Source organism: Micromonospora sp. WMMD723, assembly GCF_049863385.1.
GTDB lineage: Bacteria > Actinomycetota > Actinomycetes > Mycobacteriales > Micromonosporaceae > Micromonospora > Micromonospora wenchangensis.
Genome location: NZ_JBMKNR010000001.1, coordinates 3,379,533 through 3,393,132 on the forward strand (window position 1 = coordinate 3,379,533; position 13,600 = coordinate 3,393,132).

At 72.8% G+C, this 13,600-nt stretch carries 8 protein-coding genes; 1 reads left to right on the forward strand and 7 read right to left on the reverse strand.

What is annotated here, in order from left to right; genetic code table 11:
* Positions 1 to 2 precede the first annotated feature (2 nt).
* The 4 genes from ACN261_RS15295 to ACN261_RS15310 all read right to left on the reverse strand — a co-directional run bounded on the left by ACN261_RS15295 (position 3) and on the right by ACN261_RS15310 (position 7,169).
* Entirely contained in the window at positions 3 to 1,985 is a 1,983-nt protein-coding gene (locus ACN261_RS15295; RefSeq protein WP_425850737.1) for a RiPP maturation radical SAM C-methyltransferase, read from the reverse strand.
* 246 nt (positions 1,986 to 2,231) lie between these two features.
* Positions 2,232 to 4,049, reverse strand: coding sequence for a prolyl oligopeptidase family serine peptidase (locus tag ACN261_RS15300; RefSeq protein WP_425850739.1), 1,818 nt, complete (start codon positions 4,047 to 4,049; stop codon positions 2,232 to 2,234).
* Positions 4,046 to 5,374, reverse strand: a complete 1,329-nt coding sequence (locus tag ACN261_RS15305; protein ID WP_421485963.1) for an MFS transporter — start codon at positions 5,372 to 5,374, stop codon at positions 4,046 to 4,048. Before ACN261_RS15305 ends, ACN261_RS15300 begins: the two co-directional genes overlap by 4 nt.
* Before the next feature lie 502 nt (positions 5,375 to 5,876).
* Positions 5,877 to 7,169: a hypothetical protein gene (locus tag ACN261_RS15310; RefSeq protein ID WP_425850741.1), complete on the reverse strand. Its 1,293-nt coding sequence runs from the start codon at positions 7,167 to 7,169 to the stop codon at positions 5,877 to 5,879.
* A gap of 348 nt (positions 7,170 to 7,517) precedes the next feature.
* Between ACN261_RS15310 and ACN261_RS15315 the strand changes: the two genes are divergently transcribed.
* A complete protein-coding gene (locus ACN261_RS15315) occupies positions 7,518 to 9,965 on the forward strand; it encodes an ATP-binding protein (RefSeq protein ID WP_425850743.1) in 2,448 nt (815 codons plus the stop codon).
* 58 nt (positions 9,966 to 10,023) lie between these two features.
* Here ACN261_RS15315 and ACN261_RS15320 read toward each other — a convergent pair whose 3' ends face one another.
* Genes ACN261_RS15320 through ACN261_RS15330 form a run of 3 tightly spaced genes read right to left on the reverse strand, consistent with a single transcriptional unit; the run spans position 10,024 to position 13,591 of the window.
* Positions 10,024 to 12,165, reverse strand: coding sequence for a CotH kinase family protein (locus ACN261_RS15320; RefSeq protein ID WP_425850746.1), 2,142 nt, complete (start codon positions 12,163 to 12,165; stop codon positions 10,024 to 10,026).
* On the reverse strand, positions 12,156 to 12,992 hold the full coding sequence (locus ACN261_RS15325) for a polyphosphate polymerase domain-containing protein (protein WP_421485968.1): 837 nt from the start codon (positions 12,990 to 12,992) through the stop codon (positions 12,156 to 12,158). The genes ACN261_RS15320 and ACN261_RS15325 overlap by 10 nt, the downstream gene beginning before the upstream one ends.
* Positions 12,989 to 13,591 carry a DUF4956 domain-containing protein gene (locus ACN261_RS15330; protein ID WP_421485970.1) on the reverse strand — a complete coding sequence of 201 codons (603 nt, stop codon included), beginning with the start codon at positions 13,589 to 13,591 and terminating at the stop codon, positions 12,989 to 12,991. Before ACN261_RS15330 ends, ACN261_RS15325 begins: the two co-directional genes overlap by 4 nt.
* Positions 13,592 to 13,600: the final 9 nt, after the last annotated feature.

Sequence of the window (13,600 nt, forward strand, 5' to 3'; positions counted from 1 at the left end):
CCTCAGACCGCGGTGAGCACGGCCGGCTCACCCGTCTCGGCGGCGGCTCCGGCCTCCGCGGCTGCCCGTTCCAGGTGCAGGTGGTCGATGCGCAGCAGATCCTGGTTCATCGCCTGCGGGGCGATCTGGATGAACTGCCCCGCGTCCTCGTAGACCAGGCCGAGATCGCGCCAGCGCCGCAGCAACGCCGTAAGGACCGGCTCGTCGACCGACAGCCGCCGGCTCAACGCGGCGATGCCGTGCGGCTGGTCGAGCTGCCGGAAGACGGCCACCTCGACCGGGTCGGTCAGCCGCAGCACGTGCCAGTCGAAGTGCTTGCGCCGGCTGACCAGCACGATCTCGTCGCCGAGGTCGTGGTGGGTGAGCCGGCTGCGGGCGTACTCGTGCTGCCACTGCGTGACCGCCCGGTCCAGCCGGTCGGCCGTCTCGCCGTCGATGCCCTGCGGCGGGACGTCGAACAGGTACGCCAGGTCCATCAGCTCCGACTCGGGCAGGTCGTAGATCAGCCGGTACTGCGCCGCCGGCCGCAGGTCGGTGAACCCGAGTTCGGGGCGGACGAAGAACGGGCTGAACCGTTCGATGGCGATCCGGGTGCTGCCGTCGGCCGGGCACAGGTGGTGCAGGGCCGGCATCTGCTCGATGACCGGCAGGTAGTCGGCGTCGGTCTCGCCCGGGAACCCGTACAGGTAGTTCCAGGCGATGGTGATCCCGCTGGTCTCGGCGTCGCGCAGCATCCGGATGTTGAGGCAACCGCTGACCCCCTTGTCCATCAGCTTGAGCACCCGGCTGCTCAGGCTCTCGATGCCGGGCTGCACGCTGACCAGGCCGGCGTCGGCCAGCGCCTGCACCTGCGGGCCCTTCATGTTCGACTTGATCTCGTACTGCAGGCGCAGGTCGTAGCCGGACTCGGTGAGCCGGGGCAGCAGCGAGGTCACGTAGCTCATGTCGAGGATGTTGTCGACGACGAACATGTCCAGCACCTGGTGCCGCTCGACCAGCTCGATGATCTCGTCGTAGAACCTGCCCGGGTGCTTGCTGCGGAACTGCATGAACGAACCGTTGAGGCCGCAGAACGTGCAGTGGTGCTTCTCGCCCCACCAGCAGCCCCGCGCGCCCTCGACGACCAGCCGGGGCTCGACCCAGTTGCGGGCCCGGGAGGCGGCCAGCCGTTCGAAGTAGCCCCCGTAGTCCGGGGCGACGATCTCGGCCGGCGGCAGCGGGTTGCTGCTCATCGGGTTCGCCACCGAACGGCCGTCGGCGTCGGCCCAGCACAGGCCCTCGATGCCGGTCAGCGCGTCCGCCGGCACCGCGCCGGCCGCCGGCAGGGTCGCGTCGGCGGTCGGCAGGGTCGCGTCCGCCGCCGGCAGGGTCGCGCCGATCGCGGCTAGCAGCCGGGGGAACACCGCCTCGCCCTCGCCACGGACCACGAAATCGACGAACGCGAAGTTGCGGTGGATCGCGGCACCCTGCTCGCCGTCGCAGTTCGCGCCGCCCATCACCGTACGGATGCCGGGGGCCCGCTTCTTGACCGCCCGCGCCGTGGCGAGCGCGGCGGCGTTCTGTTGGAACGTGGAGGTGAAGCCGACCACGTCGGGTTCCCGGGCGACGATCCGGTCGGCCAGCTCGGCGACGAACTCCGGCGCCAACCGGTGCAGCTCCAGGTTGAGCGCGAGTTCCCGCTCCGTCATCTGGGTCCGGACGCGGTCGGTGAACTCTTTCACCCGCCATTGCGGATCGTCGTACAGCGCGGAGGAGAAGACCCAGTCGCCGCAACCGGCGAAATAGGTGAACAACGAGTAGTAGTAATAGTCGCTCAGCCCGAACTCCGTCCGGTCGACCACCCAGTCGACGAAGTCGAGATTCGCGTGGACCGCCTCCACCTCGGCATCCGGCAATTTCTGGCGGACACTGTTGGTGAGGATTCCAATCGCCAACGAGGGGACGTCGATGGAAGTCCAGGGCGTATTGACCAGCAGAACCCGCACGTGAACTCTCCTTTCTCGTGATGTCCGGGCCGGATGAGGGGGATACGGGGCGCGGGCCACCTGCCTGGGCGGATGGCCCACACCCCGTACGGCCACTAGAAGCTGACCTTGACCGTGACCGTGACCGAGACGTTCGAGGCCCGAAGCTGGTCGCGGTTGCCGTTGATCGGGTCGTTCTCGACAACGTTCTTGCGCATGTCGTTCACCTCCTTTCCGTTATCGAGGGGACCGGGTCACGTGCCGGGGTCAGCCCACCGGTCGCGCCATCGCGAGCGCGACCGGGGTGCCTTCGTCCTGCACGCCGTCGAAGTGCCGCTGCATGAACAGCAGCACGGTCTGCATCAGAGCCAGATGGCTCTGTGCGTCGAAGTCCTCGTGTCCGGCCCGCCGCCGGACCACCTGGTGCGGGATGCGGCGCTCGGCCAGCAGCCGCGCGTAGTGCTCCACCGGTGCCGGGGGGCAGCGCACGTCACCTGTGGAGACGGCCAGCAGCACCGGCGCCCGGACCCGGTCGACGTAGGTGACCGGCGAGGACCGGGCGTAGCGCTGCGGCACCTCGTCCGGGGTGCCGCCGAACAGCAGCACGTCCAGCGCCCGCAACGCCGGGGTGGCCGCCTCGAACGCGGCGACGTAGTCGGCCACCGGGCTGATCGCGATCCCGAGCCGCCACAGCTCCGGCTGCCGGCCGAGCGCGAGCAGGGTCAGGTAGCCGCCCCACGAGGTGCCCCACAGGGCGGTGCGCCGGTCCTCGACGACCCCCTCGGCGACCAGGTGGGCACGCACCGCGGCGAGGTCCTCCAACTGGGTGAGGCCGACCCCGGCGGAGAAGTCGTTGCGCCAGGCCGCGCCGTACCCGCTGGAGCCCCGGTAGTTGACCCGGACCACCGCGCAGCCGGTGCTGACCAGGATCTCGACCAGCGGGTCGTAGGCGTCGCGGGCGTGCTGGAACGGCCCGCCGTGGACCAGGAAGACGGCCGGCCGGGGGCCTTCCCGGTCGGCCGGGAGGGCCACCAGGGCGGGGACCGGGCCGCCCGGCCCGGGCACCCGGATCTCCTCGCGGCGGTAGTCCGCAGGTGCCGCGACCGCGTCCGGTCCGCCCGGGTCGGGCCGGCCACCGGGGGGTTCGGGCAGCTCCACCCCCCGCACGGAGCGCAGTTGCGGCGGGGTCACCGAGTCGGTCCACACGTAGGCGACGTCGCCGTCGGGCCAGACCGCGGCGTCCAGGACGCTGCCCGCCGGGGTGTCGACCACCGTCCGGGTGCGGGCGGCGAGGTCCACCTCGTGCAGCAGGGTGCGGGCGTGCCTGTCCTGCCGGACGAGCAGCCGCTGCCCGTCGGGGAACCAGCCGGCGGTGATCTCGGTGTCGAAGCGGCACCACCCGTGCCGGACCACCCCCTCGGCGGCGGTCCAGGTGGCCGGGAGGTAACCCCCCTCGTCCTCCACCACCAGCAGCAGCCGGGCCGGGTCGACGCCCGGCGCGAAGCCGAGCGCCCACACCCGACGGTCCGGTCCGCCGGGGATGCCGGCCACCCGGGTGCCGTCGGCGGTGAAGACTGTGACCGCCGGGTCGGTGGCGGCGTCGCCGCCGACCACCAGCAGCCGCCCGGCCGGGTCGAGGTCGACCAGGTAGGCGTAGCCGCCGACGTGGACGCGTTCGTCGACCCGACCGTCGCCGGTACGCAGGAAGACGGTCATCCCGCCGTCGTCGGAGAGGCCGACGGCGGTGGTGCCGTCGGCCGCCATCGCGATACCGGCGTGCCGGGCGGGCAGCACCGACGGCAGCGCCTCGACCGACCGGTCGGGCCGGTCGAAGTCGCAGGTCCGCCAGGTGCCCACGCCGCCGAGGTCGTCGTCGAACCACCAGATGGTGGCCCCCGCCGGGTCGAGCGCCGCCCGGACCGTGCCGGCCGGGCGGTCGGTCACCTGCCGGGCGGTGCCGGCGGCGCGGTCCCAGGCCAGGATCTCGCAGCGGCCGTCGGCGTCGCCGACGTAGACGGCCCGGTGCGGCGCGTGTTCGGCGACGACCGGCAGCGCCGGGTAGAACAGCCGGTGGCCGCGACTCATCGGTGGGCCTCCTCGGGGTCGGAGCTGGCCCCGGCGTCGCCGTCGGCGGTCTGCTCGCCGTCGGGGTCGGCGGCGGCGCTGTCGTCGGTGCCGACCGTCGCGCCGGAGCCGGTGCGGAGCCGGCGCGCGACGAGCGTGGTGTACGTGGCCAGCAGCGCCAGCGCGGTGGCGAACACCAGGGCGACCGTGGCGGGGCTGTACCAGGCGACCAGCACCCCGGCCAGCAGCGGTGCGGGCGTCTGGAGCACCTCGCCGACGGTGCCCATCACGGTGGCCACCCGACCCTGGAGTCCGTCGGGAGTCAACGCGATCACCCGGGACTGGAAGATCACCCCGAGCAGCGGGCTGAGCAGGAAGACCAGCCCGAACAGCAGGCCGTAGCTCCAGGTCTGCCGGGCCTGGGACATCGCGACGACCAGCCCGACCATGGCCCATGAGGCGAACACGATGACGGTGACCGGCCGGACCCGGCTGAAGACCATCGGGGCGGCCAGCGCGCCGACGAGGCCGCCGACGCTGGCGATGGTGAGGATCAGGCCGATCGACGCGGCCGGTGCGCCCTGCCGGCCGGCGGTCAGGATGGCGTAGTAGACCAGCGCGCCGAAGGTGACGTTGATGCCGGCCGCCCAGATCGTCACGAACCGCAGGAACGGCTGCCGCCAGACGAACCGCAGCCCCTCCCGCAGGTCGGTGCGGAACGAGGTGCGCTCCCTGCGCTCGGGGGTGAGGTCGGTGCGGATGGTGGCCACCAGAGCCGCCGCGACCAGGTAGGACACCACGTCCGCCAGGAACGGCAGCCAGCGGGCGAGCTGGTAGAGCGCGCCGCCGAGCAGTGGGCCGACGATCCGGGCGGCGTTGTTGCGGGCCTCCAGCCGGGCCAGCGCCTTCTGGTCGTCGGCGGGCAGCAGCCGCCGGATCGCGCCGGCACCGGCGGCCTCGTAACCGCTCTGCGCGACCCCCTCGACGAACGCGGCGGCGGCCAGCAGCCCGAGGGTCGGCACGCCGGCCGCGACGGAGACGAGGATCGCGGTCATCGCGCCGGCGGCGACCAGCAGCGAGACGACCATCATGCGTTGGCGCGGCAGCCGGTCGGCCAGCACCCCCGCCACCGGCGCGGCGACGAGGCGACCGGTGAGGGCCAGCGCGCCCACCAGCCCGGCCGCCGCCGGTGACCCGGTCACGGCGAGGGTGAGCAGCGGGAGCACTATGCCGGTGGCCTGCGATCCGATCTGGTCGATCGCTCCGGCGATCCAGTAGCGGTGGAAATCGCCGCCCCGGTGGGAACTCCCGCCCGGCTGCACCGCTGCGGTGGGGGTGGCTGTCATGACATCGGCCGCACAGTTTCCATGATTTTCCCAAATCCGTGTGCGAGGTCTTTCGGTACGAGTTCGCGTGATCCGGGTGACAATTACGGCCCGCAATGGGAGCGGGGTGCGTACGAGGCTAACAATGTCGTGTGCGGAAAGCAAGGATTCAAATACGGCCAGTTATGGCAGTTATTCGGTTGTGGGGATGATGGGCAGCTTGTGCACCTCTGTCAAAGTATCTGCACTACCCGTGTCGGCTGCCGGCCGCCGGGTGGCGTCGATTGTTTTCACCTCCGCCGGTATTTGTCGTGAATTAGTGACGTACGACGATGTCACAAGATGATGCCGCCATACCGGTTGACGATTCCGTGAATCCCACTTCGACCTGTCGACGGGGACCACGAACGGCCGGGCCGGTACGCGGGGTACGCGTACCGGCCCGGCCGTCGGGTGGACCGGCGCACGGGGTCGCGCCGGTCCACCCTCCTCCGCCGCCCCCCGTCGAGCGGGGGTCGGTCCGTCAGCCGAGGATCACGCCCGAGGCGCCGACGCCGGCCATCCCGGAGATGATGTCCTCGTAGTACATCCGCCACGCGCAGACCCGGCCGGTGGGCCGGTAGCCGGTGCAGGCGGTCGCCGCGCCGCCGTCGTCGATGGCGGTGTTGGTGCCGGTGGCCCAGACCTGGAGGGTGTTCGCCGGGTTGACGATCTCCACCGGGCCGCCGCTGTCGCCCTGGCCGACCGCGTTGGTGCGGGTGGTGCTCTCCGCCTGGACCTGGCCGCAGACCGTGCCGAAGTCACGCACGTTGATGCACAGGTTCCGGGCCTTGACCTGGATCGAGCACCGGGTCCCCGAGTACGCCCCCGAGGTGCAGACGAAGTTGCCGACCTGGCTGGCCTGCGCGCCGATCACCTGGTTGCTGAACTCGCTGACCACCGCGCCGTTGGCGTCGGTGCTGTTGTTGAAGACCCGGCCGCCCGAGCTGCCCGACAGCAGCAGGGTGTCGGTGCCGGCGTTGCGGGTGCCGACGATGCCGATCGACTGCCCGGTCGGGTCGGTCGCGGCGTTGTTGATGTTGCCGCAGTGCGCGGCGGAGAGCATCCGCGCCGACCCGCCCTGGAAGACCCCGAAGCCGGTCGAGCAGCCACCACCGGTGGTGGCGTTGCGCCACGCGCCGCCGCCCCACCACGGCGCGGTGTCGTCCCACCGGGTGGCGGGGGAGGCAGAGACCCCGGTCTGCACGGTCACCGGGACGCCGGCCATGCTGGCCGCGCCGAGCAGGCCGTTCTGGGTGCCGACGAGGAGGCCCGCGCCGTCGGCGCGCGGCCCGACCGTGGTGATCTTGTCACCGGCCGAGCGGCGCAGCTTGGCCGCCGCGACGTCCAGCTCCCGGCGGGTGTACGCGGCGGGCAGCACCTCGGTCGGCACGGTGGCCCGGCTGGTCGCCACCAGGCTGGCCGGCGCCTCGCCCTTCCAGAAGACCTGCAGCTTCCGGGCGGTGGGATCGGCGATCACACCGGCGAAACCGGACTTCGCGTCGCGCTGCGCGATCTTGGTGATCCGGGCGGCGGCGTTGTTCATCCGCTGCTGGAGTTCGAGCAGCTCCTTCCAGGAGGCGAAGCCGCCCGGCACCGGCGTGCTGTCGATGAACGAGCCGGCGGCGGTCGCCTTGCCCCCGGCGGCGGGAGCGGGCGCGGCGGTGGCCGGTGCGGTGGCCACCCCGGCGACGAGCATGGTGACGCCGAACGCCGCGGCGGCGGCCCGGCGCAGCAGCCCGGTCGACCGCAGCACGGTCGGTTGTGGACGAGACATACGTACCCCTTCCCCAGGGTTTCTTGGTGCGGGCCTCGACCCGCCCTGGGGACATTGGCAGGTGCCGGGGGTGTCCGGCCGGGCATCCTGGACACCACCGGACACCCCCGGACAGCGCCGGACGGACGGGGGACGGACGCCGGGCGGCCACGGCGGGCGAAACCGGACCGACATGGAACTGTCATACATCGGCGGTCGCCTACCCGACGCTGCGCCGCCGGTCATACCCTCCCCCTGTCGGCAATCCGGGGCGACGGATGGCCGGGGGGTGGAGGCCGTATGACCGACCAACGGGTCCCTTCGGGCGCTCGGCAGCCGATGGCCGGGACAGTCCGTTCGGCGTCGACGATGTCCCCACTGGACACCGGGATACACACCGTTGCGGAACTGGCCGCCCTGCTGCGTCAGCTCCGCCGCCGGGAGGCCCGGCAACAGGGCGAGACCCCGCTTACCTACCGCCAGCTCGCGGCGAAGACCGGCTGGTCGCGGGGGGTGATCGGGGAGTACTTCGCCGGGAACATCCTGCCCCCGCCGGAGCGTTTCGACACCCTGATCCGGCTGCTCGGGGCGAGCCCCGCCGAGCAGGGGGCGCTGGCCACCGCGCGGGACCGGGTCGAGGAGCGTCGCCGGCTCGCCAGCCCGGAACACCCGTCCACCGGTCGGGCCGGTCGCGCGGTCGTCCGGCCCCGGTCCGCCGGTGGCCGGGCCGGTGGCACGCCGGCCCGGCTGCCGGTGCCCCGCCAACTGCCCCCGGCGCTGCCCGGGTTCGTCGGCCGCGCCGCGCAGCTCGCCCAGCTCGACGCCGGCTGCGCCGGCCACGGCATGCCCGCCGGCTGCGCCGGCCACGGCACGCCCGGCGATGGCGAGTCGGCCACCACGATGACGTTGTCGGGTACGGCCGGCGTCGGCAAGACGACCCTGGCGGTGTACTGGGCCCACCGGGTCGCCGACCGCTTCCCCGACGGGCAGCTCTACGTCGACCTGCGCGGATTCGACGCTACCGGCGCGGTGGTCACACCCGCCGAGGCGGTACGCGGCTTCCTGGAGGCCCTGGAGGTGCCGCCCGAGCGGATCCCCACCCACCTGCCCGCCCAGGTGGGGCTCTACCGCAGCCTGCTCGCCGGCCGGCGGATGCTGGTGCTGCTGGACAACGCCCGCGACGTCGAGCAGGTACGGCCGCTGCTGGCCGGCAGTCCCGGCTGCCTGTTCCTGGTCACCAGCCGCAACCGGCTGGCCGGGCTGATCACCGCCGAGGGGGCCCGGCAGATCGCCGTGGACCTGCTCAGCACCGCCGAGGCGTGGCAACTACTCGCCCGGCGGCTCGGCCCGGACCGGTTGACCGTCGAACCGCAGGCGGTCGACGAGATGATCGAACGCTGCGTACGGTTGCCGCTGGCGCTGGCCGTGCTCGCCGCGCGCGGGGCGGCGCACCCCACGTTCCCGCTGGCCACCATCGTCGACGAGCTACGTGAGTCGCCGCGCCTGCTGGACTCCTTCGACGGTGGGGACACCGGGACGGACGTGCAGTCGGTCTTCTCCTGGTCGTACCGGAACCTGACCCCGGCGGCGGCGCGACTGTTCCGGCTGTTCGGCTCGCACCCGGGGCCGGACATCGGGATCGCCGCGGCGGCCAGCCTGGCCGGCCTGCCCCGCAGCCAGGTGGCCCGGCTGCTGGCCGAACTGGCCCACGCCCACCTGGTCACCGAACACGCCCCCGGCCGGTTCACCGCGCACGACCTGCTGCGGGCGTACGCGGGCGAGTTGGCCGAGAGCCTCGACCCCGCCGAGGAGCGGCAGGCGGCGGTCCGGCGTGGACTGGACCACTACCTGCACACCGCACACACGGCGGCGCTGCTGTTGCAACCAGGTCGGGACCCGGTGACGCTGGCCGCCGCCCCGCCCGGGGTGACGCCCGAGGAGCTCACCGCCCACGGTCCGGCCCTGGCCTGGTTCACCACCGAGTACCCGGTGCTGTTGGCGGCGGTCTCGCACGCGAGGCGTACCGGGTTCGACGGGCACGCCTGGCAACTGGCCTGGACTCTGGTGGATTTCCTCCAGCGCCGGGGGAACTGGCTGGACCTGGCCGCCGCCCAGCAGGCCGCCCTGGCCGGGGCGCAGCAGGCGGGGGACCGGGTCGGGCAGGCGAACGCCCACCGTGACCTGGCCCGGGTGCTCTGCCGGTTGGGTCGGCTGGACGAGGCGGTCGCGCACTACCGGGAGGCGCTGATCCTGTTCGGCGCGTTGGGCGACCACACCGGGCAGGCACGCACCCACCGGGCGTTCGGTGCGATGTTCGACGGGCTCGGCCGGTACGCCGAGGCGCTGGAGCACGGGCAGCGGGCGCTGGCGCTCTACCGGGCCGCCGGTCACCTGGCCGGGGAGGCCAGCGCCCGCAACGGGGTCGGCTGGGCGCACGCCCAACTCGGCCAGTACGGGCCGGCGCTGGAGCACTGCTCCCAGGCGCTGATGCTGCTGCGCCCGACCGGCGACCGGCACGGCGAGGCGAACACCTGGGACAGCCTGGGCTTCATCCACGACCGGCTGGGCCAGCACCGGCGGGCGATCCGCTGCTACGGTCGGGCGCTGGCGCTGTACCGACGCATCGGTGACCGGTACGACGAGGCCGACACCCTGACCCGGCTCGGTGAGACCCGGCAGGCGGCGGGGGACGTCCACGGTGCCCTGCGGACCTGGCGGCGGGCGCTGGACATCTTCGACGACCTCGGTCACCCGGACGCCGCCCGGGTCCGGGAGCGGCTGGCCCGGGCGATGACCGGGAGCGCGGCCGGGGACTGACGACCCGACGCCACCCGGCACCGGCGGCGGGGACCGGCCGGTGCCAGGTGGTCCGGGGTCAACCCGTCGTGCAGCTCGGCACCGGGACGCCGGGGCCGCCGGTGGACGAGCCGAGGAACCCGAACGAGGTGCTGGCGCCGGCGGCGAGTGTGCCGTTGTAGGCGACGTTACGGGCGGTCACCGTCGCGCCCTGGCTGGTCACTGTCGCGTTCCATGCCTGGGTGACCCGCTCGCCGTTGGTGTACGTCCAGGTCACGGCCCAGTTGCTGATCGCCGAGGTGCCGGCGTTGACCCGTACCTCGCCCTGGAACCCGCCGGTCCACTGGCTGGTCACGGTGTACGTCGCGGTGCAGCGGGCGGTGCCCGGGGGTGGGGTCGTGGTGGGCGGCGGCGGGGTCGTCGTCGGCGGTGGGGTGGTGGTGGGCGGCGGGGTGGTCGGGGCGGGTGACGTGGGCGACGGGGGCGGGGTGGTGACCGGGCCGCCCCAACCGGCGGTGGAGTCCAACCAGGCCGCCCGGCGCAGCATCCAGTCCCGCATGGCCTGGACCTGGCCCTGCCAGGTGGACGCGGTCGGGGTGTAGAAGGGGCCGACCATCGGCGCGGTCAGGTTCGGCCAGCGCTGGAAGTTGCGCTGCGCGGCGTTGGTCAACGGTGCGGCCAGCGCGGTGATCCGGCTCTGCAGGGCGGTGTCGGCGAGCAGGCCCCGGCGCAGCGTCTGCCAGCGGGACCGGAGCTGGTTGACGAAGGCCGGATCGCGTACGAGTTGCGGGAACCAGTCGTTGGCCAGCGGTTGCCGGGTCTGCTGGTACTGCCAGCCGGCGATCTGGTCGTTGCCGAAGTAGCCGCCGACGCCGAAGGTGAGGTCGTAGTCCCACAGCGGGCCGGCGAAGATCTTGGTGTCCCGGTCCTTGTAGAAGTACGCGCTGCGGATGTAGGAGTCCATCTCCCGGCTGAGTTCGTTGAGGACCATCTGGTCCACGAACGAGTCGACGTCGATGTACTTCCGGTAGCCGGTGACCGGGTCGGCGGAGTTCGGTGCCCGCAGCACGTCGTGGAACTCCTGCACGTAGCCCCGCAGCCAGTCCCGCTGGGGCGCCTGCAACGGTGACGGGTCCCGCACCTCCAGGTAGTTCCAGCAGGTCGCCGCCGGACCGGTGCAGGTCAGCGTCGGTTCCTCGGCGGCCAGCCACTCGAAGCTCCAGATGTACCCGCCCTGGATCTTGGGCAGGGTCAGGTCGTCCTCGTCGAGCTGCTTGAGGTCGAGCCGGTTCTTGGCGTTCTTGATCGTCTCGACCAGCATGTAGACGCCCATGTAGTCACCGGCGGCCACTGGGGCGGCGTCGGTGTTGAGATAGAACTCCACGAACCGGTACCGCGGCGCCGGCATGCCCATCTCGCGCCCGAGGTCGTAGACGAGCGCCTCCCGGATCAACGCCTTGTCGCTGAACGGCCCGCGCAGCACCCAGTCGGAGTCGGCCGGCATGCCCAGCACCGGGTAGTCGGCGTCGTCGTTGTCGTTGCCCCGCAGTTCGACGCGGTACGGCGTCTTCTCGAACGACGCCGACGACTGGCCGCGCAGGTGGAATCCGGCGCGGGTGGCGACCGTCGGGGTCGCGGCCAGCGAGGTGGTGCCACCGCCGCCCGGCTCGAAGACCATGGCGGTGGCGTCGAGGTACTCGCGGCCGGGCTTGCCGGCACCGTACGAGTCGAGCAGGACCACCGGCAGGTCGTGGGCGGTGGCGACGTTCTGGGCGACGTACATGGCGGTCCCCGGCGCACCGGAGGCGGTCTGGCCGACGAAGGCCTGCACGCGTAGCTGGGTGGTGCGGGTGAACCGCAGCGGCGTGCCCGCGTACAGCGACGACTGGGCGGTGGGCAGCCGGCCGTCGGTGGTGTACCGCAACTGCGCGCCGCCGATCGCGGTGCTCAGCGAGACCGTCACCTCCCCCTGGAAGGTGCCGCTCGGCCGGGAGAAGACGATGTCGCCGACCAGCTCGTCCGCCGCCCCGACGGCGGCGACGGCGTCGGCGGCGGAGGTGTCCAGGCCGGTGGTGACCCCGGCGCGGGCGGCGGGCGGGCCGGGGGTCGCGGCGGATGGTCCGGCCTGTGCCGTGTGCGGCACGAGGAGTCCGGTGAGGAGCACGGCCACGGCCGCGATCCCGACGGCACGCCGGGTGGGCGGGCGAACGGTCAGACGCACGATGTCTCCTGGGTGACTCGGGGGGTGGTGGGGGCCGGTGCCGGTGCCGCCGACCCGGTGGCGTCGCGGAAGTGGCGGCGCAGCGTCCGCCGCCACGGCACGTCCGGCAGGTCCGGTCGCAGGGCGGCCAGGCCGGTGGCGTACTTCGAGATCCGGGCGGGTCGGGTGCCGCGCTGCCACAGCAGCCGGTCGACCGGGCCGGCCGCCGACCGGGTCTTGGTCTCGACCACGGCGACCCCGGGCAGGCCCAGGGTCCGGTGGTCGTCCTGCCAGTGCAGGTCGGTGTCGATGGTGACCCGGCTCGCGGTCGCCGGCAGCAGCAGCGTGGTGCGCCGGTAGCCGGTCACCAGCACCGGTTCGAGATGACCACCGGCGGGGGCGGACCGGATGGACTCGCGGTCGAGTGCCTCGTCGACGAAGTCCCGTCCCGACCGGACGGTACGACGGTCTTCCGTCCGGTAGGGCAGCCGGTGTTTGGTGACAAGCCCCCGGGCTCCGCTGATCTTGACTTCCAGCCAGCACTCCGCCGAGTCGAGATAGGTGCGGGTGCGCACCTTGAAGCGCCGCCGCCGCCGGTACGCCGCGCCGTGGTAGCTGGCCAGGCACGGGGTGTCGAAGTACACCGACTCGTAGCGGAAGGTGCGGGTGCCGCCGATGTCCAGCACCCGGGCGTACGGGGCGATCCGGTCGAGCAGGCCCGGCAACTCGTCCAGCGGAACGACGTACTTGCGGTCCACCCGGCTCTGCAGCGCGGCCCGGTCGATCAGCTCGGCGAGTTCGACGCAGGGCAGGCCGGCCAGCACCGACGTGAACGGCGGCGCGGTCATCGACGTGCTCCCGCCACCGCCGGTGAACCGGGGGCGGACGCCGGGGTACGACGGGCCACCGAGTAGCGCACGTCGACCACGGTGGTCTCGTTGACCAGGTCGACCCGCTGGGCGGTGGCGACGTGCACCCGGGCGTTGAGCAGCTGTTCCAGGTGGGCGACGAGGGCGACGTGGTCGGTGAGGGCCGAGTCGAGCACCAGGACCTGGTGCCGGTAGTGCCGGAACACGCGGCGGTGGTCGCCGAGGAACATCACCGCGACGATGAGCGCCATCAGCCCGCCGTTGAGCCAGACCGAGCGGGTGCCCAGCGCGCCGAGCAGGCCCAGGGCGAGCGCCGAGAAGTAGTACGCGACCTCGTGCTGGTCGAGTTCGGTCGAGCGGAGCCGGATGATGGACAGGACGCCGAACAGGGCCATCCCCAGCCCGACCCCGGCACCGACGTTGCTGGCGCTCAGGGCGCTGGCCACCGCGAGGACGCCGACGTTGACCCCCAGGTAGGCGACGACGAGGTCGCGGCGTCGGTGTCGGGGGAAGTAGAGCCCGAACACGAGCAGCGCCACCGCGCAGATGTCGATCGCGAACAGGACGACCTGCGTCATGTCTCCGGT